The 24,086-nt window shown below is 71.1% G+C and carries 22 protein-coding genes; 16 read left to right on the top strand and 6 right to left on the bottom strand.

Annotated elements, in window-relative coordinates; genetic code table 11:
* Positions 1–29 precede the first annotated feature (29 nt).
* A complete protein-coding gene (locus JRI60_RS16900; RefSeq protein WP_204226896.1) occupies positions 30–611 on the top strand; it encodes a hypothetical protein in 582 nt (193 codons plus the stop codon).
* Positions 612–738: 127 nt separating this feature from the next.
* Positions 739–1,530, top strand: a complete 792-nt coding sequence (locus JRI60_RS16895) for a class I SAM-dependent methyltransferase (protein WP_204226895.1) — start codon at positions 739–741, stop codon at positions 1,528–1,530.
* Here JRI60_RS16895 and JRI60_RS16890 read toward each other — a convergent pair.
* Positions 1,523–1,888 carry a metallothionein gene (locus JRI60_RS16890; RefSeq protein WP_204226894.1) on the bottom strand — a complete coding sequence of 122 codons (366 nt, stop codon included), beginning with the start codon at positions 1,886–1,888 and terminating at the stop codon, positions 1,523–1,525. The two genes, JRI60_RS16895 and JRI60_RS16890, sit on opposite strands and share 8 nt — an antisense overlap.
* A 185-nt stretch (positions 1,889–2,073) precedes the next feature.
* On the opposite strand from JRI60_RS16890, the gene JRI60_RS16885 reads away from it, so the two are divergent.
* The gene (locus tag JRI60_RS16885; protein ID WP_204226893.1) at positions 2,074–3,636 is read left to right on the top strand and encodes a hypothetical protein; all 1,563 of its coding nucleotides are present in this window, start codon (positions 2,074–2,076) and stop codon (positions 3,634–3,636) included.
* 99 nt (positions 3,637–3,735) lie between these two features.
* Complete coding sequence (locus JRI60_RS16880) at positions 3,736–4,989, top strand: hypothetical protein (protein WP_204226892.1); 1,254 nt, start codon at positions 3,736–3,738, stop codon at positions 4,987–4,989.
* A gap of 12 nt (positions 4,990–5,001) precedes the next feature.
* Here the strand turns inward: JRI60_RS16880 and JRI60_RS16875 are convergent, their stop codons facing one another.
* From JRI60_RS16875 to JRI60_RS16865, 3 genes are all read right to left on the bottom strand, one after another.
* Positions 5,002–5,802, bottom strand: a complete 801-nt coding sequence (locus tag JRI60_RS16875; protein ID WP_239470559.1) for a hypothetical protein — start codon at positions 5,800–5,802, stop codon at positions 5,002–5,004.
* Between the two features lie 156 nt (positions 5,803–5,958).
* The gene (locus JRI60_RS16870; RefSeq protein WP_239470558.1) at positions 5,959–8,268 is read right to left on the bottom strand and encodes a serine/threonine protein kinase; all 2,310 of its coding nucleotides are present in this window, start codon (positions 8,266–8,268) and stop codon (positions 5,959–5,961) included.
* An 81-nt stretch (positions 8,269–8,349) separates the two neighbouring features.
* Complete coding sequence (locus JRI60_RS16865; protein ID WP_204226891.1) at positions 8,350–9,462, bottom strand: hypothetical protein; 1,113 nt, start codon at positions 9,460–9,462, stop codon at positions 8,350–8,352.
* 205 nt (positions 9,463–9,667) lie between these two features.
* On the opposite strand from JRI60_RS16865, the gene JRI60_RS16860 reads away from it, so the two are divergent.
* Genes JRI60_RS16860 through JRI60_RS16850 form a run of 3 tightly spaced genes read left to right on the top strand, consistent with a single transcriptional unit; the run spans position 9,668 to position 11,818 of the window.
* Positions 9,668–10,489: a glycerophosphodiester phosphodiesterase gene (locus JRI60_RS16860; RefSeq protein ID WP_204226890.1), complete on the top strand. Its 822-nt coding sequence runs from the start codon at positions 9,668–9,670 to the stop codon at positions 10,487–10,489.
* A 13-nt stretch (positions 10,490–10,502) separates the two neighbouring features.
* Positions 10,503–11,291, top strand: coding sequence for a deoxynucleoside kinase (locus JRI60_RS16855; protein WP_204226889.1), 789 nt, complete (start codon positions 10,503–10,505; stop codon positions 11,289–11,291).
* Positions 11,292–11,299: 8 nt separating this feature from the next.
* On the top strand, positions 11,300–11,818 hold the full coding sequence (locus tag JRI60_RS16850; protein WP_204226888.1) for an acyl-CoA thioesterase: 519 nt from the start codon (positions 11,300–11,302) through the stop codon (positions 11,816–11,818).
* 154 nt (positions 11,819–11,972) lie between these two features.
* On the opposite strand, the gene JRI60_RS16845 is transcribed toward JRI60_RS16850, so the two are convergent.
* Positions 11,973–12,359 (bottom strand): HesB/IscA family protein, encoded by a 387-nt coding sequence (locus JRI60_RS16845; RefSeq protein WP_204226887.1) that lies wholly within the window; start codon positions 12,357–12,359, stop codon positions 11,973–11,975.
* Between the two features lie 211 nt (positions 12,360–12,570).
* Here JRI60_RS16845 and moeB point away from each other — a divergent pair, with 211 nt between their 5' ends.
* Positions 12,571–13,731, top strand: a complete 1,161-nt coding sequence (moeB, locus tag JRI60_RS16840) for a molybdopterin-synthase adenylyltransferase MoeB (protein ID WP_204226886.1) — start codon at positions 12,571–12,573, stop codon at positions 13,729–13,731.
* A gap of 11 nt (positions 13,732–13,742) precedes the next feature.
* Positions 13,743–14,075 (top strand): rhodanese-like domain-containing protein, encoded by a 333-nt coding sequence (locus JRI60_RS16835; protein ID WP_204226885.1) that lies wholly within the window; start codon positions 13,743–13,745, stop codon positions 14,073–14,075.
* Positions 14,076–14,081: 6 nt separating this feature from the next.
* Here JRI60_RS16835 and JRI60_RS16830 read toward each other — a convergent pair whose 3' ends face one another.
* Positions 14,082–16,406: a serine/threonine protein kinase gene (locus JRI60_RS16830; RefSeq protein ID WP_204226884.1), complete on the bottom strand. Its 2,325-nt coding sequence runs from the start codon at positions 16,404–16,406 to the stop codon at positions 14,082–14,084.
* 117 nt (positions 16,407–16,523) lie between these two features.
* On the opposite strand from JRI60_RS16830, the gene JRI60_RS16825 reads away from it, so the two are divergent.
* The 7 genes from JRI60_RS16825 to JRI60_RS16795 all read left to right on the top strand — a co-directional run bounded on the left by JRI60_RS16825 (position 16,524) and on the right by JRI60_RS16795 (position 24,039).
* Entirely contained in the window at positions 16,524–17,288 is a 765-nt protein-coding gene (locus JRI60_RS16825; protein ID WP_204226883.1) for a hypothetical protein, read from the top strand.
* A gap of 244 nt (positions 17,289–17,532) precedes the next feature.
* Positions 17,533–18,540 carry a hypothetical protein gene (locus JRI60_RS16820; protein WP_204226882.1) on the top strand — a complete coding sequence of 336 codons (1,008 nt, stop codon included), beginning with the start codon at positions 17,533–17,535 and terminating at the stop codon, positions 18,538–18,540.
* Between the two features lie 18 nt (positions 18,541–18,558).
* Positions 18,559–19,272 carry a VTC domain-containing protein gene (locus tag JRI60_RS16815; protein WP_204226881.1) on the top strand — a complete coding sequence of 238 codons (714 nt, stop codon included), beginning with the start codon at positions 18,559–18,561 and terminating at the stop codon, positions 19,270–19,272.
* Positions 19,273–19,278: 6 nt separating this feature from the next.
* Complete coding sequence (tmk, locus tag JRI60_RS16810; protein ID WP_204226880.1) at positions 19,279–20,985, top strand: dTMP kinase; 1,707 nt, start codon at positions 19,279–19,281, stop codon at positions 20,983–20,985.
* Between the two features lie 18 nt (positions 20,986–21,003).
* Entirely contained in the window at positions 21,004–21,711 is a 708-nt protein-coding gene (locus tag JRI60_RS16805; protein WP_204226879.1) for a DUF4956 domain-containing protein, read from the top strand.
* Positions 21,708–22,454 carry a hypothetical protein gene (locus tag JRI60_RS16800; RefSeq protein ID WP_204226878.1) on the top strand — a complete coding sequence of 249 codons (747 nt, stop codon included), beginning with the start codon at positions 21,708–21,710 and terminating at the stop codon, positions 22,452–22,454. Before JRI60_RS16805 ends, JRI60_RS16800 begins: the two co-directional genes overlap by 4 nt.
* 154 nt (positions 22,455–22,608) lie before the next feature.
* A complete protein-coding gene (locus tag JRI60_RS16795) occupies positions 22,609–24,039 on the top strand; it encodes a purple acid phosphatase family protein (RefSeq protein WP_204226877.1) in 1,431 nt (476 codons plus the stop codon).
* The last annotated feature ends 47 nt before the right edge of the window (positions 24,040–24,086 follow it).

Here is a 24,086-nt window from a genome sequence, read left to right as displayed (position 1 = left end):
AAGACGGCGCGGTGCGATTTGGAGCCATCGTGGGTTTCCGATTTGTCGCAATCCCTGGCCACCGCGTGGTGGCCCATCCTCAAGCACTGCCCTCGGACGAGCGGCTCGAACCGGAGCTGCCGCCGATGCAGGAAGCGGTGGAGCGCGCCCTGGCGAGCGCCGAGTTCCGGGACGTGAAGGCCAAGGACCGGCTGCGCGCCCTGCTCCAGGGCGACCGGCCGCCCAACCTGGGCAGCCCCGGCTCCGGCTTCGGCCCCTGCGCCGTCTTCGCCCAGCCTCCCCAGGACCTGCCCGCGCTGCTGCGGCTGGCCGACGAGCTGGACTCGATGGCCAGGCGCGAGGCCGGTGAGCGCGCCCTCGTCTGGAAGTGCGGCGAGTGCAACGCGCGCTACGCCGTCCCCGTGGCCCTGGTTCGGCCCGTGTCCATCCGCTGCGAGCGCTGCGGCCATGGCGTGGAGCTCAACCCCAACCGCAGCCTGGGCGAGGAGTCCCTCATCGATCCCTTCCTCGGGGCGGTGAACGGCGCCCGCCATGAGCTGGCCAGCTTCTTCCGCGAGGCCATGGCCCGCGGCTGGCCCGTGCTCGTCGCCACCGAAGACACCAGCGCCTGAGGCACGGGCACCTGGCACGGTGACCGGTACCCTCACCCCGGCCCTCTCCCGAAGGGAGAGGGTGTTGCCTGGTGGGCGTTGCTTGGTGGTGGTGGATGTCAGGGCCCGGCGCTACCGTGGGACGGGTATGCAACGCGTCATCCTCCAGCTGCTGCGCTGCCCCCGCTGCCGTCGTAGTGGGCTGGCGCCGGAGCGGGATACTCCCGAGGTCGTCTTCGGCCCGCTGCTCTGCTCCGAGTGTCATGCCAGCTACCCGGTGACCGAGGGTGTGGCCGACCTGGTGCTGGAGGCGGTCTCGCCCGCCCTGGCGCAGCGCGGCATGGAGCAGCGGCTCATCGTCCGCTCCTATGAGCGCTACGTGCGCCCCGCCCTGCAGCGCGCCCTCGCGGCCCCTCCCCTGGACCGCGACAGCGAGTACCTGCTGTACCGCTCCCTGCTGGGGCAACCCGCGGCCCCCGTGCTGGACCTGGGCACCGGCACCGGACTCTTCGCCCGCCGTCTGGCGCGCGAGCCGGACATGCCCCCCGTGGTGGGCATGGACGTGTCCCGGGCCATGCTTGAGGAGGCCGTGGACCAGGGCCATGAGGCCGGTGTGCGCGTGGACTACCTGCGCGCCGAGGCTCCCTACCTGCCCTTCCAGGATGGCTCGCTGGGGGCGGTGCTGCTGGCCCACTCGCTGCACTTCATCTCGGACCTGGGCAAGCTGCTGCTGGAGGTGCACCGCGTGCTGCGCCCCGGCGGACACTTCGTGGCCAGCACCTGGATGCCTCCGGGCCGCGCCTCCACCTTCGTTCAGCGCCGGGCCGGCCTCCACCCTCGCGAGGAGGAGGACCTCAAGCACGCCCTCTCCGCCGCGGGCCTCACCGGCTTCGCCCGGCTGCGACTGCCTCCCCTGCTCGTGGTGAAGGCCGTCAGATGAAGACGCCGGCCGAGGCGTCCAGGCGGGCCTTCCGCACCTCGGGCGCACGGCCCTCTGCCTCCAGGGGCTGCACCACGTCGTGCCGCTTCTTGCACTTGGGGCACTCGCACGTGCCCTTCTTGCAGGTGCAGTCCGCCGCGCTGCCGCACTGACACTTCGCCGCGTGCAGCTCGCCCGCCTTGTCCGTCTTCGCCGGAGCCGCCTCCGTCGAGGTCGCCTTCTCCTGTTTGGCCGGCTCCACCGCCGCGGGCGGCGCGTCGGCCCTGGCGTGATGGCCCTCACAGGCCCCCGCCTCGCCCGCCACGAACAGCACGCCGCCCATCATCACCGTCGCCAGCGTCATTCCGATGTGCTTCATGCTCGACATACCTCCCGGGTCACCGTCCGGAGACCCGATATCCCCTCGGGCTATAGCCCAGCCCCTCCCCCCTGTCCAAACCGGGTGGACGTCGCTGTCCGCCCTCGCCCGGCAGGGTCATCCAGCGAGCAGGCGACCGTCGTGCTCGCGACGGCCGGAGGCGCCGCGTACAGTCCGCCCCACCCGTGTCCGCGCGAACCGATCGCCTCGTCTATGCCGCCGCCCTCGTGCTGGGGGCCCTGCCCCTCTGGGTGTCCTCTCACCTGCCCATGGTGGACCTGCCGCAGCACCTCCACCTCATCTCCGTCCTCCACCGGCTGGATGACCCCACCACCCTCTATCCCCGCCTCTTCGCCGCGCGGCACGAGCTGACGCCCTACCTGGGCTACTACTACCTCGTCAGTCTCCTCCAGTGGCTGCTTCCGCTGGACCTGGCCAACCGGCTCTTCCTCTCCGCCTACGTGGTGGGCCTGCCCCTGTCGCTCGCCTTCCTGCTGCGCGGCCTCGGACGGCCGACGTGGCCCTCGTTGCTGGCCCTGCCCCTGGCCTACGGCGACAGCTTCGGGTGGGGCTTCGTCAACTACCTCGCCGCGCTGCCCCTGGCCCTCCTGTGCTGCGGCCTCTTCGTCCGCGCCCTCACCGACACCGCGCGGCGCCGCGCCTGGGCCGCCGGGCTGGCCGTGTGCCTCGTCGCCGTCCTCCTCTTCCACGTGCAGGCCTTCGCCTTCCTCGGGCTCGCCCTGCCCTGGCTGCTCCTCACCACGCGCGTCCCCGAGGATGGTGGCGCGAAGGGACTCGCCGCGCGGCTGCGGCCCCGGCTCGCCGCGCTCGCGGGCGTGGTGCCCGGCGTGGGCCTCTTCCTCGCGTGGGTGGTGCTGCGCCTGGGCCAGCCCTCCCAGGTGGAGGCCGGCGCGCCCTGGCGGGCCTGGGGCCCCATGCTGTCCCCCCAGAACCTCTCCTGGAAGACCTTCGCGCAGAACCGCGCCGAGCTGCTCGAGGTGCTCGCCAACCTGCTCCGGGATGGTTCGGACCGCTGGCCCCTCTACGCCGTGGGCGCGGTGGCCGCGTGCGCGCTCGTGCTGGGCGTGGTGCGCGGGGAGCCCAGCGGCGAGGGGCTCGTGGCGCGCCTGCGCCTGCCGGGCCTCGTCGTCATCGCCCTGGGCCTCTTCTTCCTGCTCCCCTTCGACATCCGCGGCTACATCTACTACCTGAACACCCGTTATGCGCAGCTCGCCGCCGTGCTCGCCGTGGCGAGCCTCCCGCTGACCCACGTCTCGCTGCGTCGTCCGCTGCTGTGGGCCAGCGCCGCCTGCGCGCTGCCGCTGGCGCTCGTGCTGGGCCGGGGCTTCCGCGACTTCTCCCGCGAGGCCTCCGAGTGGGATGCGCTCGTGGAGGCCACCGCGCCCCGGCCCCGCGTCATGGGGCTCATCTTCGACACCACGTCGCGCGTGGTGCGCCACCCCGTCTTCCTCCACGGCGCCGCGGAGCTGGCCCGCGCTCGCGGCGGCAGCACCAACTTCAGCTTCGCCCTCACGCCCCACTCGCCCCTGCGCTACCGCGGTACGCCCCCTCCCACCTTCCCCTCCGAGTGGCGGCCCGATGCCTTCGACTACGCCGCGCAGGGGCCCGCGTACGACCACTTCCTCGTCCGGGGCGCCCACCCCTCGCGCATCTTCGGCGCCCGGCTCCAGCAGGAGCTGGCCATCGCCGCCCAGGCCGGGGACAGCTGGCTGGTGCGCCGCCGCTGAACGCTCGGGCCCGGCAAGTGTGGGCCAGTGGTCGCCCTCCGGCCCACGAGGCCCCCTTCGGCCTCACCGTGCCGCGCCGGGTGCATTACATGTCGACGCATGCCCACCAAGAGCCCCCAGGCCGATCCGCGCACCCTGCTGGAAGCGCTCCGCTCCGGCACGCCCCTCCCTGACTTCGCCCCCGACGTGGTGGAGCGCGCCCGGGGACTCGCCGCCGAGCCCGCCTCCGCGCCGCCCGCGGACGTCGAGGCCCTCCCCGAGCCGCTCGCGGCCGCCCTCCTCGAGGGCGCGGTGCTCGCCGGCAGCCCCACCCTCGCCGAGGCGCTCGCGGGCTCCAGTCACAAGTCGCTCGCCAAGGTGGCGAAGAAGGCGCTCTACCGGCTGCGCTCCCGGGGCGTGGAGGTCACCGAGCCGGCCCGTCCCACCGCCTCCGCTCCCGTGCGCTCGGGGGTGACGGGCCCGGAGCCCCTTCCCGCACTCCTCACCAGCATCGACGGCACCGGCGAGCGCGTCCTGGAGATACCCCGCCCCCTGCGCGGCGGCGGGCTGGAGGCCATCCAGTTGCTGTACTCGGACGAGCGCGGCGTGGAGCGCATCCAGGTGGTGGAGCTCAGCCGTGGCGAGTACCGCCGCGTGGTGAAGCAGGCCACGAGCCCCGGCCCCGATGCCGCCGTGGAGCTCCCCCTTGCCGAGGCGCTTGAGCGGCTGGCCACCGCCGTGGGGCTGAACCTGCGCACGCGCACCGCCTTCCCCGAGGGCCTCGACGCGGTGCTGCGCCACCTGGGCGTGCAGCCCCGGGACGTCCCGCTGGAGGTTCCCCCACCGGAGCCGGAGGACGAGCGGCTCGCGATGACCGAGGGCCACAAGCTCCATGACGAGCCGGAGATGCGCGGCTGGCTGCCCCCCGTGGCCGAGCTGGAGAAGCTGGCCTTCAAGGTGGACGAGCTGGAGGCGAGCCCCCTGGCGCTCACCCCGGCGCAGCGCAACGAGGAGATCATCCAGGCGGCCCATGCCCAGGCCCGCGCCTTCTTCGCGCCACCGGAGCCACGCCAGCTCTACGCCGGCCGCCTGTGGGAGATGGCCCTGCACTTCGAGCGGATCAGCAAGGAGCACCCGGCCCGGGTGGCTCGCGCCGAGGCCCGCCGGCTCGCGCGGGGCCCCACCGAACCGCCCTCGCGCTTCGCCGAGCGCCTCTACGAGAAGGCCCTGCTCGTCACCATGGCGGAGCGCGTCGCCCCTTCGACACGGGACAAGGTGGAGGCCCGGGCGCGGGCCCGGGCCGAACAGCAGGCCCAGGCCGCGGCGCCGGAGACCGCCGAGCGCCGCAGCCCCGGCGGCATCATCCTCCCCTGAGGGAGGCCCGGCTCACGCCGACACGCGCGCGCGCAGCAGCAGGTCCAGGTTCTCCATCTCCCAGGCCTGCGCGCGCGAGTAGTCGTGGAAGCGCCGCTCGTGCTCCAGGAACTCGGGCGGGTGGATGCAGCGCCGCCCGTCCTCGCCCCGGCGCGTGCGGTACACGTGGTGCAGCATCTCGTGGAAGACGATCCACTCCACGAAGTAGCGCGGCACCATGGGCTGATCCAACGCCGGGTGGATGCGGATGACGCGCGAGTCCGCCGAGTAGGAGCCCATCTTGATGCTCTTGCGCGGCCGCACGACGCGCGGCGCCGGCCCGTAGGTGATGGCGGCGTCGATGCGGCCCCGGAAGTAGCGCCCGTTGAGCCGCTCGAAGATGCGGCCCAGGTCGTGGTGCTGCCCCACCGGCTCCAGCCGCATGCGCTTGCGCATCTGCGCCGGAGACATGCGGCGGATGTACGCCTTGTTGCGCTCGATGAACTTGTCCAGCAGCACGCTGGCCTCCGCGTCGCCATTGCGCACGAAGTCCGCCAGCGCCTGGATGATCTCGTCCGGCGCCGCCAGGAACATGTGGTGCAGCCGCAGCCGCCACAACGCCCGGTGACGTTGGAACGTGAGCATCGTGTGCGTGTTGTCGTGGACCTCCACCGCCACCGGGGCGCGCAGCCGGGTGCGCAAGCGGCGCTCGAGCACGCGCCGCCACACCTTCAGCAACCGATTGGGCTCGGGTGCGATGGGCTGCTCGCGGGCGATACGCCCCGCCGGCGAGCTCCGCTTCTTCGCCAGGTTCTTCTTCTTCACACGGGCCATAGACGGGGGCCGATTCTAAGGACCCGTCTGACACGTGTAAACGCGATGAGGAAGGCGAATCCCCAGGAATTCCAACGGCTTATATCCACTCCCGCGTACCCTCGCCCACTTGTCCGCTGGAGGGGGAGCCCACCGTATATGTCCTCCTGCGGACCCCTACCGGCGGCTCTTGCGGCAGTCCTGCTTGTCCACCCGGAAGACCACCGGCCGGGTCGCGTTCGCGGGCACATCCAGCTCCCGGGACTTGAAGGTCCGCACGCCCGGGCAGCGGTACTCGACGGTGTGGGAGCCGGGAGTCAGGTTGAACACACCCGGTTTCACGCTCCGTCCGTCCAGCTTGAGCGCCGTGCGGGCAAGCACCTTGAATTCCACGCGAACCTCGGCCGGAGGCTCGGGAGGAGGGGGGGTCTGGGCCTGGGTCTCCTGCTCGGGGGCCGCACCACCCGCCGCCAGCGCCTGGACCTTCGGAAGCTCACCTTCCGGAGGAGCCCCCGCCGTCTCCCGCACAGTGGAGACCGTTGTCGCACCTGCCTCGATGTCGGTCCCGGTCGCACCCGGCGGGGTGGCGGCGGCGGTTCCCGTGCCCGACTCGGGAGTGGGAGACGGAGTGGCCGGGGCCGTGCCCGTGCCCGACTCGGGTCTGGCGGGCGCCCTGCCCTCCATGAGCTCGGGGGGCTTGCGCAGTCCGGGCTTGGGGGCCGGCGCGAGCAGGAACAGCCACGCGGCCACCGCGGCGGCGACGAGCAACAGCGCCAGGACGACGAACAGCAACAGGTTCGGACGGCGCGCCCCAGGGGACGAGGCGGGCTTCGTCTCCGTATAGGTGTTGCCGTAGCCGGTGGTGGACTCGTCGTCGTCGGCATCCCTCTTGGGGCGAACCAGGTCCGCGGTGGCGGACATCTCGGACGTGGAATCGACCTGGGAGTCCTCGTCGTCCCGGAACAGGGCCGCGGCGCGCACGGGCTGCCGCTCGTTCGTCGTGGCCGGCGTGACGGAGACGGACTCCGAGCCCTCGTCGTCCACGGGAGGCGGGGGCCGGCGGCGATCCAACGCGGCGACGGGGCCGGAGGTGACCGGCTTGCGCACGGGCGTGGGGCGCCGGATCGGCGTGGAGCCGGAAGAACGCGCGGGCCGATCCTGCAGGGTGGACTCGCCCGTGGGAGCGCGGGGCTGCGGGCGCTCCGCGACGGGCGCCACGCTGGAGGGCTGCGCGCGTCCGGGCACGGTGCGGATGGCGGTGGGCTCCTCGTCGTCCTCGTCGCCCAGGGGGGCCCGGGCGACGAGCATGTCGCGCGGGCGGGCCATCTCGGTGGGCGGCTCGGGCGCCTCGGCCGAGCCCGCGGAGGGCAGGTTCTCGGCGCTGCTGCGGCGCGTGGGGCGCGAGGTGAGGCCCCCACCCCCGCCAGCGGCCTGCGGCGCGGCGACGGGGACGTTCTTCGCGATGGGGACGTGGAGGACGGTGCGCTCCTCCTCCTCGCCCAGCAGCCGCGCGATGTAGGCCGCCACGTCGTCACTGCCCCGCATCGTGCCCGAGGCCAGCAGGGCCTCCAGGTCCGCCTGCACCTGCGAGCCGCGCTGGTAGCGCTGGCCCCGGTCCTTGGCCAGGCACTTCATCACGATGCGCGACAGCTCCTGCGGGTAGTCGTCGCGGATGAGGTGGGGCGGCGAGGGCGTCTCGAAGCGGATGCCGTAGAGGATGGCCTCCGTCGTCGGGCGGCTGAAGGGCGAGCGCCCGGTGGTGATTTCGTAGAGCATCGTCCCCAGCGCGAAGATGTCCGCGCGGTGGTCCAACCGCTCCTGCATCACCGCCTCGGGCGACAGGTAGAGGAACTTGCCCTTGATGACGCCCGGCTTGCTGCGCTCGGCGAGGGCCTCGGCCTTGGCGATGCCGAAGTCCACCAGCTTCACCGAGCCGTCATAGGCCACCATCACGTTCTGCGGGCTGACGTCGCGGTGGATGAGGCCGAGGGGCCGGCCATCCACGCCCTTGGAGTTGTGCGCGTAGTCGAGGCCCGCGGCCACCTGCGCGCAGATGCGCGAGGCCACCGCGTAGGGCACCGCGGCGGTGAACTTCGTCTCCTCCGCGAGGATGCGCCGCAGGTCCGCGCCCTCCACGTACTCCATCGCGATGAAGATGCTTTCGCCGATCTTCCCCAGCTCGAACACCTGGACGATGTTCGGGTGGTGCAGCTGCGCCGCGATGCGGGCCTCGTCCAGGAACATCTGGACGAACTCGGGCTCCTCCGTGAGGTACGGGAGGATGCGCTTGATGACCACCAGCTCGGAGCGGGGTGGCGCCTGCGCGAGGAAGAGCTCCGCCATCCCCCCCATCGCGAGCCGCTTGATGAGGACGTACTTGCCGAAGGGGGTGGCTATCTGGGGAGAGTTCTCGGAAATGGGAGCCCCCTGGGAATCGAGCGAAGAGAAAGCCTGGAGCTTCTTCCAGAGCTTACCCGCAATTACCACCTGGATGATGGGGTGGAAAAATGTGGGAGGCGGGACTGAACGCTTGCCCGGAACCGGACAGTCCCGCTGGGAAGGGGCTGGCTACCGGCCCGCGTCCCACACACCGGCGAGGTCCCTCTCACAGTCCTGGGGCAGGAGCACGTGGGTGAAGGCACTGCCGAGACCGCCGTCCGGCAGCTCCGTGCCGGGCACCCGGCCACCGGCCGGATCCTTGGGACACGTGGCGAGGTCCCCGGTCCCCCCGTCCTGGCAGGGAACATAGGTGTAGGTATCCCACACGCCGCGGATGCCGTGGGGGAAGACGACGACGCCTCCGTCGCCGCGCACGAGGGCCTGCCAGTCGCAGCGCCCCGGGCCACCGTCCGTGGGGCTGGGACCGGCGGTGTTCCGGCTGCTCACGAGGATGCCGCCGGAGACCTCGAAGCCGTCGAAGAGGGCGCCGTTCGAGAGGGCCGGGACGCGGGGGAAGGCCTGGGGCGAGGGATCCGTCATCACCAGGGGCCCGGGGACGTACACGCGCGTGCCCAGGAGCTCCGGGTTGGGACGGAGCCAGCCCCCATCGGCCGCGCCGAAGCCCGGGGGAGCGCGGTTGTCGGCGGGGACCGGCAGGGTGTCGATGAGGCGGATCTCCAGCCGGCCCAGGGAGTTGTCGAAGACGCGCGGGTTGGAGATGCGCGCGCGGTAGCCCACGAGCTGCTCGTCGCGGGCCCCGGCCTGCATCCACCCGGTGATGTCCACGTACTGCCCCACCTGGGGCACGAAGTTCGTGGGCAGGTCCGTGGGGGACTTCTCCACCCAGAGGCCCTGCGTGGGCCGGGCGGGGTCCACCACCCAGAACCGCACGGGAGTGCCCGCGTCGCTCCGCTGACCGTTACCCGAGGACTCCACGGTGTGGATGACCACGCCCTCGAGCTTGACCCGGACCCGTCCATCGAAGGGAGTCCTGCGGGCCTCGGCGATGGTCATCACCACGGTGGGCGAGGCGCCAGCGTCGGGCTGCATGCCGGCATCCTGCGGGGAGGTGCCGGCATCCGTCCTGGGGCCGCCATCCACGCTGCACACACCGGCACAGCCCGGCTCGTTGTCGGAGGGGTCCTCGTCGCCCGGCATGTACCAGCCGCCACATCCGGCGAGCATCGCCAGGGGGGTAACGACCAGGGCCGCCGCGCCGGGGAGCTTGCGCAGAGGAATCACGATGACGTCTCCTGTGGATTTTCCGGCGCCGTCCTCCTAGAGAAGTCGCGCGCCTCCGACCTCGGATGTCGGGTCTTATACCGGCGGGCCGAGGACCCCGGCAAGCAAGGGGGCAGACACCGTCGTGACACATTCGAGAGGGTGATGTCCCACGTGTTGGGTAGTGACCTCGCCCTCATCTCGTAGCATTGGGAGCACCACCGCCATGCCCATGCCAACGCACCCCTTCTTCCGCGGCCTCTCCCCCACCCTGCACATCTCCCACCGGGGAGGCTCGCTGCTCGCGCCGGAGAACACCCTGGCCGCCTTCCGCATGGCGGTGGAGCGCTACCACACCCGGATGCTGGAGACGGACGTCCACCTCACCCGAGACGGGGAGCTGGTGGTGGCCCATGACGCCACCCTGGAGCGGTGCACCAACGGACGGGGCGCCATCGCGGACCACACCCTGGCCGAGCTCCAGCGCCTGGACGCCGGCCACTGCTTCACCCGGGACGGGGGCCGCACCTACCCCTTCCGGGGCCAGGGCGTGCGCATCCCCTCCCTGCGCGAGGCGCTGCGGGCGTTCCCGGGCCTGCACTTCAACATCGAGGTGAAGCCGGACGTGCCGGGCATCGAGGACGCCTTCTTCCAGGTACTGCGCGAGGAGGGAGCCCTGGAGCGCGCGTGCGTGGGCAGCGAGCTGGACGAGGTGGGCGAGCGACTCGCGAGGGTGATGCCGGACGCGTGCCACTTCTACCCGCGCGATGCGCTGGCCGCCTTCGTGCTCGCGGTGCGGGCGGGCGAGCCGCCGCCGGAGGACCCGCGCTACACCGTGTTGGACATGCCCCTGTACTTTGGCGACATGCGACTGGTGGACGAGGCCCTCCTGCGCGCGGTGGACGCACACGGCAAGTGGCTCAATGTGTGGACGGTGGACGCGCCCGACGAGATGCGTCAGCTCGTCTCCGAGGGAGTCGGGGGCATCATGACCGACAGGCCGGATCTGCTGCGCCAGGTCTTGGACGAGCGGCAAAACCCGCGCTAAGCCCAAGGCCCGTATGCCCCGCACTCCTCCGCGCAAGCGTGCTCCGAAGGCCCCGGCGACTCCCGACGCCGCCGCACAGAACCTCGTCGTGCCCGAGCCGGCCCTGGCCTCCGAGCCCCCCGCTCCGCCCGCCCCCGAGGCCCCCGCGCGCAACACGGTGCGGCGCCCGCGCGCCCCGCGCTCCAAGCGCTTCGTGGCGCTGGCGGGCAACATCGGCGCGGGCAAGACGACGGCCGCGAAGATCATCAGCCAGACCTTCGGCTTCGAGCTCTTCGACGAGCCCGTCATCGACAACCGCTTCCTCAAGGACTACTACGCCAACATGGGGCGCTGGTCCTTCACGCTCCAGCTCGAGTTCCTCATCCGGCGCGTCGAGCACCACGAGCTCATCCACTCGGTGAAGAAGAGCTGCGTGCAGGACCGGACGCTGTACGAGGATCCGGAGATCTTCGCCAAGTACCTGCACGGCCTGGGGCACATGACGAACAAGGAGTTGGACCTGTACTTCGAGTACTTCCAACGCCTGACGCGCAACCTGGGGAGGCCGGACAAGGTCATCTACTTCGACGTGCCCAACCTGGACGTGCTGCTGGGGCGCATCCGGGAGCGGGGGCGCGAGGAAGAGAAGGGAATCGAGAAGGGCTTCCTGCGCGGGCTCAACGGCTACTACGCGACCTTCCCCATGGTGCTGCAGAACAAGTACGGAGTGGACTGCCTGGTGTTGGATGTGACCAACCAGGACATCCGCATCGGCCGGGGACGCGAGGAGTTCCTGGACCGGGTCTCCACCTTCCTCGCCTGAGGTTGCACGTGTCCGAGCTCGCCCCCAAGAGCCCCCGCGACTCCGAAGTGGTGATGACGCAGATGATCCTCCCCTCGGACGCCAATCCGGTGAACGCGGCGTTCGGCGGCAAGGTGATGGAGTGGATCGACGTGTGCGGCGCCATCGCCGCCCAGCGCCACTGCCGGCAGGTGGTGGTCACCGCGTCCATGGATGACCTGCACTTCCACGCGCCCATCAAGGTGGGCTGGAACGTGACGCTGCACGCGCGAGTGATCGCCACGTTCCGCACGTCGATGGAGGTGGGCGTGACGGTGACGGCGGAGAACCCGATGACCGGGGACAAGCACCTCACCACGAGCGCCCTGCTCACCTTCGTGGCGCTCACGGCGGACGGAAAGAAGGTGCCGGTGCCCCCGCTGAAGCTGGAGACGGAGCAGGAGCACGAGGCCTTCCGCGAGGCCGAGCAGCGGCGTCAGGATCGGCTCACGCGCAAGCAGACGAGCCTCGCCTGGCAGCGCGTCATCAAGCCCGGCGTCGCGGGCTGAGCCTCGAGGACAAAGAAAAGGGCGAGGGGCGCTCACGGGAGCGACTTCCCTCACCCCGACCCTCTCCCAAAGGGAGAGGGACCAACCTGGTTCCTCACCGTGAATGCCCCCTCTCCCACTGGGAGAGGGCTGGGGTGAGGGTCTACTCCGCTTCTCAGGTCGAGAACGACGTCCCGCAGCCGCAGGACGACTTCGCGTTCGGGTTGTTGAACTTGAAGCCCGCTCCCGTCACGCTCGACACGAAGTCGATCTCCGTCCCCATCAGGTACTTGTTGCTCAGCGCATCCGTCGCGATCTTCACGCCTTCCTGATCCCACGTCAGATCGCCCGGCTTCGCCTCGCGCACCATGTTCAGGTCGTAGCCCAGCCCACTGCACCCGGCCGGAACCACGCGGATCGAGAAGTAGTAGTCCTGGAAGCCCTGATCCTGGATGACCTTCTTCACCTGCGCCACGGCGGCCTCCGTGAGCCGCACCGGCGTCGCGGGCGTGCTCTGGGGAGCCGTGGAGGTGTTCGCTGCGGGGGTGGTGGTGGTGTCCATGTAGGTTGCTCTCCTTACAAGCGCCTTATAACGCCGGGCGCCCAAATTGCCATCCAGCCCTGGGGGCCCAGGTCGCCAGACCCGTCTCCAGGCTACAGCCATGATGTCCATGGGCCGACCCGAACGCCTGGAAAGCGGTGCTCATGCTACGGGCGAAGGACCCACCTCCATCAGGGAAATCCCTCCCGGCGCGGGTTATACGTGTGCCCCCATGTCCGCCACCTTCCGCGAGTTGCTGTCCGACGCGAAGAAGGAGATCCGCGAGGTCTCCATCGAGGACGTCAAGCGTCTGCTGGATGCGCGGGCCCCCCTGAAGCTCGTCGACGTGCGCGAAGCCGACGAGTACGCGGGCGGCCGGCTGCCTGGCGCCCTCCACATCCCTCGCGGCTTCCTGGAGCTGCGCATCGAGGACAAGGCCACCCGCGACGAGGAGCTCGTCCTCTACTGCGCTGGCGGCACCCGCTCGGCGCTCGCGGCTCGCACCCTGCAACACATGGGCTACACGCGCGTGGCCTCGCTCACCGGCGGCTACAACCGTTGGAGCGACGCCCACTACCCCGTGGAAAAGCCGGTGGTGCTCACCCCCGCCCAGAAGGAGCGCTACCGCCGCCACCTCATCCTCCCCGAGGTCGGTGAGGAGGGGCAGGCCCGGCTCCTCAAGTCCCGGGTACTCCTGCTCGGCGCGGGCGGACTGGGCTCGCCGGCCGCCCTCTACCTCGCCGCCGCGGGCGTGGGCACCCTGGGCATCGTCGACGCGGACGTGGTGGACCTCAGCAACCTCCAGCGCCAGGTGCTCCACACCCACGAGCGCGCCGGCCAACCCAAGGTGGAGAGCGCCCGCGCCACCCTTGAGGCCCTCAACCCCGACGTGAAGGTCGTGCCCTTCCACGAGCGGCTCACCTCGGACAACGTCCTGCGCATCCTCGAGGGCTTCGACCTGGTCCTCGACGGGGGGGACAACTTCCCCACCCGCTACCTCCTCAACGACGCGTGCGTCATCCAGGGCAAGCCCAACCTCCACGGCTCCATCTTCCGCTTCGAGGGCCAGGTCACCACCTTCGTCCCCGGCCAGGGCCCCTGCTACCGCTGCCTCTACCCCTCCCCGCCTCCTCCCGAGCTCGCCCCCTCGTGCGCCGAGGCCGGCGTGCTCGGCGTGCTCCCCGGCATCATCGGCCTCTTCCAGGCCAACGAGGCCCTCAAGCTCCTGCTCGGCGTGGGCGAGCCGCTCGTGGGACGTCTGCTCACCTTCGACGCGCTCGGCACCCGCTTCCAGGAGCTCAAGCTGCGGAGAGATCCGAAGTGCCCCGTGTGCGCTCCTGGCGCGAAGGTGGAGCTCATCGACTACGAGCGCTTCTGCGCCTCGTCCGCCTGAACGGAGTCCCCGTGCCCATCCCCGAGATAGACCCCCCCACGCTCGCCCACCAGCTCTCCGGCCCGCCCGAGGCGCGTCCCGTGCTGCTCGACGTGCGCTTCCCCGACGAGCACGCCTACGTGGCGCTCCCGGGCTCGGTGCTCATCCCCCTGCCGGAGCTGGACGAGCGCGCCGACGAGCTGGAGTCCTTCCGCGGCAGGCCCGTCGTCGTCTACTGCCACCACGGCGTGCGCAGCCTGGACGGCGCCGCGTACCTGCGCTCGCGCGGCCTGGACGCCGTGTCCCTGCGCGGGGGAATCGATCTCTACTCCCGCGCGGTGGACCCGAGCCTGCCTCGCTACTGACGCGCCCTACTGGATGTACGGCGCCAGATCCACCTGCTGGTCCACGGTGCTGCGGGCCTTCACCTCCACATCCACCAGCACCGGCTCCTTGAGCGAGGCGCTCTTGAACACCAGGTGGTGCGTGCCCTCCACCAACTCCAGCTTCAGCCCGGGCTGGTAGAGCGCCAGCTTCTGACCGTCGCGGAAGATTTCGACGCCGGAGACGCTGCGCGGCACCACCTTGGGACGGAAGAAGCCCGTCTGGAAGGTGCGCTCGATCGTCTTCGTCTCCTGGGGCTCACCGAAGGGCACCTCGATCTCCTCGTGGATGCCCTGCTCCTTGTTCTCCAGGATGAGCGTGTCCTGCACGTGCGCGCCACCCATGCGCTGCAGCGGGGTGAAGCCAAGCACGGTGATGGGCTCGGAGCTGCGACAGCGCGCGTTGTGCCGCACGGCCACCTGCACGCGCTGGTTGGTGACGACGTTGAGGTAGATGCCCTGCCCGTCCGTGGCCGTGCTGTTGAGCGTGTCCCAGATGGACTGGCGGAAGACGAAGGCCAGGCCCACCGCGGCCACCACCACGAAGACCCCGAGCAGGTTCGACAACGACGGCAGCGACCGGCCGACGCGCGCGGCGGGCCGGGGCTTCGTCGTGCCGACCGAGTCCTCGTCCTCGTCGTCCACCTCCTGCACGACGGAGGGCCGCCGGCGGGGCGTGGGCGCCTCGGGCATCTCCGCGCGGCTCTGGGTGCGCCGACGGGGCGCGGGCTCGGCGGCCTGTGGAGACGGGGCCATCACCGTGCGCCGCCTCGGAGGCTCCGGCGGCTCCGGGGGCGGCGGCAACATCGTGCGCTCCGGATCCTCGTCGTCCTCGATGACGGGCGGCGTGCGGACTCGCGGGTTGGCGACCGCGGACCCCGCGCGCGAGGGCCTGGGAGCGGGAACCTCCGCCTCCGCGGACTCCGCCCCCATGCGGGTGCCCGTGCGCCTCGGGGCGGGAACCTCGGTCTGGGTACCGCCCCGGCTCATCTCCACCCGGCTGGGGGCACGCGCCATGGACGTGTTGCCCGCCTGGGTGCGGCGCGGGGCCTCGCTGCTCGTCCGGCGGCGCGGAACCTCGGTGGCCGGAGGCGCTTCCCACTCCCCCACCTCCGGCACGTCCGTCATGGGCAGCGTCGCCGACTCCGTGCGCTTGTTCACCACCGCCGCGCGCGTCCCCGTCCGCCGGTTCTGCGGCATCTCTCCCGGGGGCGCCTCCCAGTTCATGTCACTGGCGGGGTTGGCGCTGGGGCGCGACTCGACGCGCGAGCTGCTCCGGGGCGGCGGGCGCGACTCCCTCGGCTCGGGAGGCGGCGGCTCCGGCGGCACGGGCATCGCCGACATCGACTCCTCGCTCCGAGGCTCCGGATTGCCGCTGCGCCGCTCCTCATCCAGCCGGTCCGCGAAGAGCGTCTCCATCAGCTCGGAGATCTGCACCGAGCCGGCCACCCACCGCTGGCTGACCAGCAGCTCCTCCAGCGCCATCTGGAACTGGCGCGCGTCCCGGTACCGGTCATCCGCCGCCTTGGCCAGCGCCGGCATCACCACGGAGTCCAGCTCCGCCGGCACGTCCGCGACCTCGGAGGGCGTGGAGATGTTGCACTCGAGCGCCGCCTGGAGCGTGGCCAGCTCCGTCTCGCGCTTGAGCGGGCGCACGCCCGTGAGCAACTCGTAGAGCACCAGGCCGATGGCGAAGATGTCCGCGCGGTGATCCAACGCCTTGCCCGCGGCCTGCTCCGGCGCCATGTAGGCGAACTTGCCCTTGATGGCGCCCGACTTCGTCAGCGACGCCTGATCCGCCGCCTTGGCGATGCCGAAGTCCACCAGCTTCACCGAGCCGTCGAAGCTGATGAGGATGTTCTGCGGCGAGATGTCGCGGTGCACCACCCGCAGGGGGCGGCCCGAGTCATCCGTGCGCGAGTGGGCGTAGTAGAGGCCCTCGCACGCAGCGGCCACGATGCGGATGGCCAGGGGCCGGGCGATCCACTGCCCGGCGTTGTAGGCCTTGCGCATCACCCGGCCCAGATCCTCGCCGTGGATGAACTCCATGGCGATGTAATAGGAGCCGTTGGCCTCGCCGAACTCGTACACCTGGGCGATGTTCGGGTGGTTGAACCGCGCGGCGATGAGCGCCTCGTTGCGGAACATCTCCACGAACTCCGCGTCCTCGGCCAGGTGCGGGAGGATGCGTTTCACCACCACGTTCTTGGCGAAACCCTCGATGCCCGTCTGGCGCGCGAGCCACACCTCGGCCATGCCGCCGGTGGCGAGCTTCTTGATGAGCTGATATTTCCCGAAAGATTGAGGGTTCATCCCGGGTTGCTCGCCGGGGGGAGCAAGCGCGAAGTGGAAGATGTCAGAGAGGTGCATCTTAGGCGACGGGCCGGGGTGAGGCAAAGGCGACCGGTGCAAATTCGCTGGTTCCCTCTGATGGCCGGCCTGCTGCTGGCGACCGCCGCCGCCGCGGACCCGGCCATTCCGAGGGACCCTACCGATCGGATCGACGTCAGTCCGGCCAACGAGCTGATGGAGCTCACCTGGTCCGACACCGAGGAGCGCCTCCAGGGCAGCATCCGCCCCGCGTACCCTCGGGAGGGCCAGCCCCTCCACGTCTCCCTCCATGTGGGCAGCTTCGAGGGCGACGCCTTCGAGGGCCCCCTCGTCCTCACCCTGCGTGAGGCGGGTGCCACCCACGGGCAGACCGTCACCGTGAAGCGGGGCGAGCGCGACTGGCAGGCCACCTTCACCCCCGACAGCTCCGGCCCGCACCTGCTCGATGTCGGCTTCCGGACGACCCGGCACAAGGTGATCCACGCCTCCTTCGAGGTGGGCGGCCCACCGGTGTCGCGGATGCTCGGCTGGGGAGTGCTCGGCCTGGGCATCCTGGTACTGCTCGGGTATACGGTACACAACATCCTGGGTGGAGAGCGGCCCGAGGAGCGAGCACCCGTCGCCTCGGCGGAGGAGCCCACCCCGCCCGGGCCAGCCCCGTCCACGCCGGCCGCCGACACTCCGCCGGCCGCCGAGACTCCGCCAACCGCCGAGGTTCCGATAGCGGCCATCCCCCCCGTCTCCGGGGCCGAGGCTCCGACCGCCACCGAACCGCCGATCACGAGCGCTTCTCCCGCCACCGGCTCGGAGACTCCGGCCGATCCCCCGGCCACGGCTGAAGAGAAGCCACCCTCGCTCCCGTAACTTCGACAGGCCCCCCACCGCCCAGCAGTGGAACTTCGCTTCCCTGTGACGGCGGAGCAACGCCCTGGTGTCGGTGGCTTTCGGACGCGGAGACGACACGACTGTCGGCCCGCGAACGCGCTGCTCCCAGGCACCCTGGTTGCAATCCCCTCGCGCGGGCCGCGGCGAGGAGGCGTTCATGGGCGAGGGGCATGGGGTTGGAAAGGGAAGGCGGGCAGTCCTCGCCTCGGTCCTCCTTTTGGGGATGCCGGTCTGGGCCGCGGAGCAGAAGCCGGCGGCGGCGGACGCGTCGAAGTCCGAGGCCAGCGTGGGAGAGGAGACGCTGCCGAGCGACGAGCAGAAGGCAGCGGGCACGGAGGAGAAGAAGGGCCTGCGGGTCCGCCCCTTCGGGCGCGTCTACGCCCGGGTGAGCGCGGACGAGCGCGACGCGTACGAGCGCTCGCTGTCCATTCCCTCGGCGCGCGTGGGGCTGGCCGCGTCGCTGTCCCACGTGGACGCGGAGGTGACCGCGGACCTGTCTTCCAAGACGCTGCTCAAGGACGCCTTCCTGCGCGTCTCCGACGGGAAGAAGCGGCTGCGGCTCTACGGCGGCCAGTTCAAGGCCCCCTTCCTCGCGCGCGAGCTCGAGTCCTCCTGGCAGCTCCCGTTGATGCGGCGCGGACTGGTGGCGGACTACCTGGAGGACGAGAACGACATCGGCGGCCGGCGGCTGGGGCTCATGGGAGAGGTGAGCCTCAAGCACCTCTGGAAGCTGAAGGTGTCCGGCGGCGTCTTCCAGGGCGCCAAGGACGAGGACACGGGCGTGCGCGCCAGCGAGGACGCCGCGCTCCGGGTGAGCGTGCGTCCCGTGAAGTTCCTCTCCGTGGGAGCCAGCACCTACCTCACGCAGGTCTTCCAGGGCACCCGCAACCACGCGGTGGCCGCGGACGCGACGCTGCACCTGGGCGGGCTGGAGGTGTCGGGCGAGTACGTCAACGGGCGGCTCGCCGTGGGGCCCTTCAGCGCGCAGCTCGGGCTGGCCAGCTACACGCTGCCGGTGGGCCTGGACGGATGGGCGGTGCAGCCGGTGGTCGGCGCCGAGTCGCTTCAGCTCCAGGGCCCGCTGAAGGCCCGCGGCCATGGCTTCGTCGGTGGCCTCAACGTCCTGTACTCGGAGCACTTCAAGGCGCAGCTCCAGGCCGAGCGCGCGCTGCGTCCCGGGGACGAGGCGCCAGGCTTCGAGTACTCGCTGCAGCTCGCCACCCGCTTCTAGGAACGGAGACGAACGACCATGCTCCAGTTCGCGGAAGGAGAAGTCACCCGGTTGCGCCGGGAGTTCAAGCTGGTGCTCGAGAGGGAGACGGCGGTGGCCCTGTGCGCGAGGCTCTCCGCCTCGCTGGGCGACTACCTGCCTCCCCCCACGCGCATCACCTCCGTCTACTTCGACAAGCCGGGCTACCCGCTGGCCGCGCGCGCCCTGAGCACCCCGAATGACTGCCTCAAGGTGCGCACCAAGGAGTACTCGCCGGACGTGGGGGCCTGCGGCGTGGAGCGCGTGGTGCTGGAGGTGAAGCGCGAGCGCAACGGCGTCACCCAGAAGCGCCGCGTCTGGGTGCCTCGCGCGCAGCTGGGCAGCGTGCTCCAGGGAGGCGTGCGGCTGCTGCCGCTCATCGCGGGGGGCAACCTCGTCCCGGCGCTGGCGGTGACGTACCGGAGGCACGTGTACCAGTGCTCGCAGGCGTGGCGGGTGACGGTGGACCGGGACATCGGCTTCCACCGGGTGACGCCGCAGTTGGCGTTCGGCGAGAGGACGCTGAGCGCGGAGCGGCTGGGCGAGCCACTCGCCCTGGACGGGCGCGTGGTGGTGGAAGTGAAGCACCTGGGGGAGGAGCTGCCCGAGTGGCTCGCGGCCCTCCACCCCGGGCGCAAGCCGTCGTACAGCAAGTTCGCAGAGGGAATGGCGAGGGTCCACGACTTCGTCGCGGACGGGATTCTGGGGGGCTGAGCAACCGTGTTCATCGACTTCGAAGGCATTGACGGCAGCGGCAAGACGACCCTGTCCAACCTCCTGGCGGCGCGGCTCCGGCGGCTCGGCTACCGGGTGGCGCACGCTCGCGAGGGTGGGGAGTTGCGCTCGCCCATCGCCCGGCGCATCCGCGATCTCACCCGCGACTCCAAGCTGCTGGAGATGTCGCCGCGCACCGAGTTCTTCCTGAACCTCGCCCGGGACTCGCAGCAGCTGGAGGAGGTCATCGCCCCCGCCCTGGCTCGTGGCGAGGTGTGCATCAGCGATCGCTACCTCTACTCGCAGCTGGCGCTCAGCGGCGGCGGGCGCGGGCTGCCCTGGGAGTCGCTCGCGCCGGCGTGCGAGCTGGCCTCGCAGGGACTGTGGCCGGACCTGGTCATCCTGGTGGACGTGGAGCCGGAGCTGGCCCGGCTGCGCAAGCGGCTGGGGAAGAACAAGGGCGAGCGGACCCCGGACTCGGACAGCCGCAAGGGACTGGCGGGGGCGGGCCTGACGGTGCGCCAGCGCGAGGCCTTCCTCGATCTGGCGCGGAGGGACCCCGCCCGCTGGCTCATCATCGAGAACAATGATCAGCCGCTGCACGTGCTGGAGCAGCGCCTGGTGGAGGCGGTGGTGGCGAGACTGGAGGGGCGGGAGCTGCCAGCGCAGCGGGTGACGCCCCCGAGCCCCACGCCGGTCCGGGTGCCGACGACGGTGGACGACGTGGAGGAGCACTTCTTCCGCGCGCTGGACGGGCTGGAGGTGCGCGAGCCCCAGCTGGCGGTGTGGCTGCTGGGCGGCATCCCCGGCTTCGCCGCGCACCAGCGGCGGCTGGGCTTCGTGGAGCGCTTCCCGGGACTCACGGTGCGCAGCCTCACGGGGCTGGACGACGAGCCGGCCCGGGCCTTGCGCGAGCTGCTGGCGGAGGTGGTGCCCCAGGACGTGGCCGTGAGCCTCGGTGCCAACCCGTCGCCCCGGGCCATGTCCCTGCGCGAGCGCCTCTACGTGCACGCGCCCGCGGAGGTGCTCTCCGGCCTCAAGCGCAACGACTCGCCCGAGGCCTGGGCGCTGCGCGAGCACGCCCTGCGTGAGGGGCGCATTGGAGAGGTGCTCTGCGGCCTGGCCGGAGTGGACGACGAGCCGGCCTGGGCGGCGCGCGAGCTGGGCGTGCGGCACGGACTGTACGCGGACGTGGCGCGCAGCCTCATCGGCCTCGGCTCACCCCGGGCGGACGCCCTGCGCGAGAGCCTGCTCGCCCAGGACAGGCTGGCGGTGCTGCGCAGCATCCAGGGCCTGGACACGCCCTTCGCGCGCGACCTGCGCCTGTCGCTGGAGGACAGGGCCCTGAAGCTGGTGCTGCGCTCGCTGACCGGGCTCACCACCGACGAGGCCTTCGCCCTGCGCGAGCGCGGCGCCCCGCTGACGAAGGAGGCCCTCGACTCGCTGGACGGGCTGGATGACCCCCGCGCGTGGCGGCTGCGCGAGGACTTCGTGAGCCGCTGGCCCGCCACGGTGGTGTCCTCGCTCGAGGGGTTGCCCCTGACGGAGCGCGCCGAGGCCCTCATCCTGCGCGCCCTGGAGCTCACCTCCGGCCGCCTGCCCGTGCTGCGCAACGCCTACCGCATCGTCGCCGCCGAGCACGCGGTCGTGCTCCCCTCGGAGCGCGCGGCCCTCCTCACGCCCGGGGACGACGCCCCGCGGCCCACGCTTTGAGCGGAAGGCACCCAGCCCATGGACTCGTTCTTCTCCGCGCTCGCCAACGATGTGTCGTCCGGGGTTTCCCTCCACGACGCGAGACTGATGGTGCCCCGCCTGCTGGCGGCGGTGGCCATCGGCCTGGTGCTCGCACTGCGGCCGTGGCGGCTGCTCACCGGCAAGCCCCTGCCCCGGGCGGACATGGTGCAGGCCCAGGTGCTGCTGTGCACCGCCGCGGCCGTCATCACCGCCGTCATCGGCAACAGCATGGCCAAGGCCTTCGGACTGGTGGGGCTCGGCGGCTTCGTGCGCTTCCGCTCCGGACTCAAGGACCCGCGCGACGCCGCCATCCTCTTCCTGGTGATCGGCCTGGGCATGGCCTGCGGACACGGCAGCCTGGGACTGGCCGGGGTGGGCACCGTCTTCGTCGGCGTGCTGCTGTTCGTGTTGGACTTCTTCGAGAAGAAGGAGTCCACCGCCACCAGGCAGCGGATGCTGGTGTCGGCGCAGGCGGATGACCTGGCGGGCGCGGAGGCGTGGCTGAGACAGAAGCTCGGCGAGCGCAACGTGCTGGTGCGCAGCTGCGCGCTGGACTTCGACGGGCGGCGCGTGGAGCTCGAGGTGGAAGAGAAGGAACCGGGAGTGCTCGCATCGGCGCTGGGCCGGTCCGCGGGCGGACCGATCCGGGGACTGAGGTGGTCGGAGATGCCGTCCCGGAAGGGCGGCTGGGAGGAGCGAGGATGAAGCGGTGGGGGTGGGCTGCACTGGTGGCGGTGACGTGTTGGACGGGATGCGGAGAAGGCGGGAGCCTGCCCAGGCAATCACAGGAGCAGCCGGCCACGACGAATCCGGATGGGACGGTGAACCTGCCGGGAGAGCCGGTGGACCCCGATGCACAGGAGCCATTCACGAGCCTCTGGCCGCTCACGCGGGGCTCCACGTGGACCTACCGCATCACGGACCCGAAGAAGGGCGTCTTCGAGAAACGGGTGGAGGTGCTGGGAGAGCAGGCGGTGCCAGAGACGTCCATGAAGGCCACCGCGGTGCGCAGCATCCAACCGCACCAGGAGGAACTGTCCTGGCAGATCATCGACGTGAACGGGCTGGTGGTGCGCCTGCGCGAGGAGGACCGCGAGGAGAACACGCTCCAGAAGGTGACGACCTGGAACCCCGCGACGGTGAAGTCGATCGCCCGGGAGCAGCCCGTGGGGTGGAGCTACACGTCGGACATCCGCGAGGTGGAGAAGCACTTCGACGATGGCGAGGTGAAGGACCAGGACAAGACGTACATCTGGAGCGTGGAGGCGGTGAACGAGACCGTCACCACGCCGGCAGGAACCTTCACCAACGCCATCCAGGTGAAGCGCAAGCGCGGCGACAAGCAGGGCGACGAGCGCACGTACTGGCTGGTGCCAGGAATCGGCAAGGTGAAGGAGACGGGCGAGCGGCTCGAGGAGCTCGTCTCTCATGATGTGAAGAAGCCCTGAGACGGTCACGCACTGGGATGGGGCTGCCTGGACCGACGCCCAGCCAGCCCCTCGTTCGCTCGCCGTGGGGTAGACAGGCAAGCGAAAGAAATCGGATGGATGTCACACGGTGGACGGTTGCACTCCGGTCCGAATGGTTCGGGCAGGAGGCAACATGCACCGACTGTATTCCCTCGCGCTCGGAGCAGTGACCGCGGCGCTCACATTGACCGCGAGCAGCGCCTGCGCCGACGGCCTCGCCCGGCAGCCCTACCTCCAACGGGTGGGCCCCGAGACCGCCACCGTGGCCTTCCGCCTGGATGCCCCGTGCGTCCCCACGGTCCTCTACGGCACCAACGGCTCCACCGACCAGACCGCCCAGTCGGCGGACACCGGCCGCAACCACGCCGTCGTCCTCGCCGGCCTGCAGCCCGGCACCGAGTACACCTACCTCGTGGATGCCTGCGGCGCGCGCACCAACCCCGTGCGCTTCTCCACCGCCCCCGTCCCCGGCACCCGCAACGTCCACTTCACCGCCGTGGGCGACTTCGGCATGAACAACGCCGACCAGCGCAGCGTGGCCACCGCCATGCTCGGCCGCAAGCCGGACCTCTTCGTGATGCTCGGCGACAACGCCTACAGCTCGGGCACCGAGACGGAAATCCAGAACAACCTCTTCGCCCCCATGGCGCCGCTGCTCTCCCAGGTGCCCTTCTTCGCCACCCCGGGCAACCACGAGTACGTCACCAACCAGGCCCAGCCCTACTTCGACAACCTCTACCTGCCCACCAGCCCCTCCGGTGGCGAGCGCTACTACTCCTTCGACTGGGGCCACATCCACTTCGTCTCCCTGGACTCCAACTGCGCCATCGGCCTGGCCTCCTCGGACCGCTGCTCGCTCGCCGCGCAGAAGAAGTGGGTGGAGCAGGACCTGGCCGCCAGCACCGCGCCCTGGAAGATCGTCTTCTTCCACCACCCGCCCTGGAGCAGCGGTGAACACGGCTCGCAGCTCCTGATGCGCCGGGAGTTCTCCCCCCTCTTCGAGAAGTACGGCGTGGACCTGGTCCTCAACGGGCACGACCACCACTACGAGCGCATGTACCCCATGCAGGGCAATGACGTGGCCGCGTCGAGCACCCAGAGCCCCACCTACCTCGTGGTGGGCAGCGGCGGCGCGTCCCTCCGCCGCTTCGACAACGGCAAGCCCTCCTGGACCGTGCTGCGCAATGACGCGGACCACGGCTACCTCGACGTGAAGGTGGAGGAAGGCACCCTCACCGCCCAGATGCTCACCCCCTCGGGCAAGGTGATCGACAGCTTCTCCCTCTCCAAGGACCTCCCTCCCCTCGAGCAGCGGCCCGACGGCACTCCCGATGCCGAGCAGCCCGCCGACCCGACTCCTGCCCCCCAGCCGGGCTCCTCCACCGATGGCACCGGCACCGGACTGCCGAGCACTCCTGGCACTCCGGACACTTCGTCCGAGGACGGCGACCTGGGAGAGCCACAGCCCGAGGTCGCCGGGTGCTCGGCGGGCCCGGTGATGGCGCTGCTCCCCGCGGGCGCGGTGCTGCTCGCCGGGGCCCTGCGCCGTCGCCGCCGCCGCTAGCCGGGAGACCGGGGGAGAAGGCACGGGCGCCCTGGAAACGCTCCGGG

The organism is Archangium violaceum (assembly GCF_016887565.1).
In the GTDB taxonomy this organism is placed as follows: Bacteria; Myxococcota; Myxococcia; order Myxococcales; family Myxococcaceae; genus Archangium; species Archangium violaceum_B.
The sequence above is the reverse complement of the archived record's forward strand: the minus strand, read 5'-3'. Positions and strand labels throughout refer to the sequence as shown.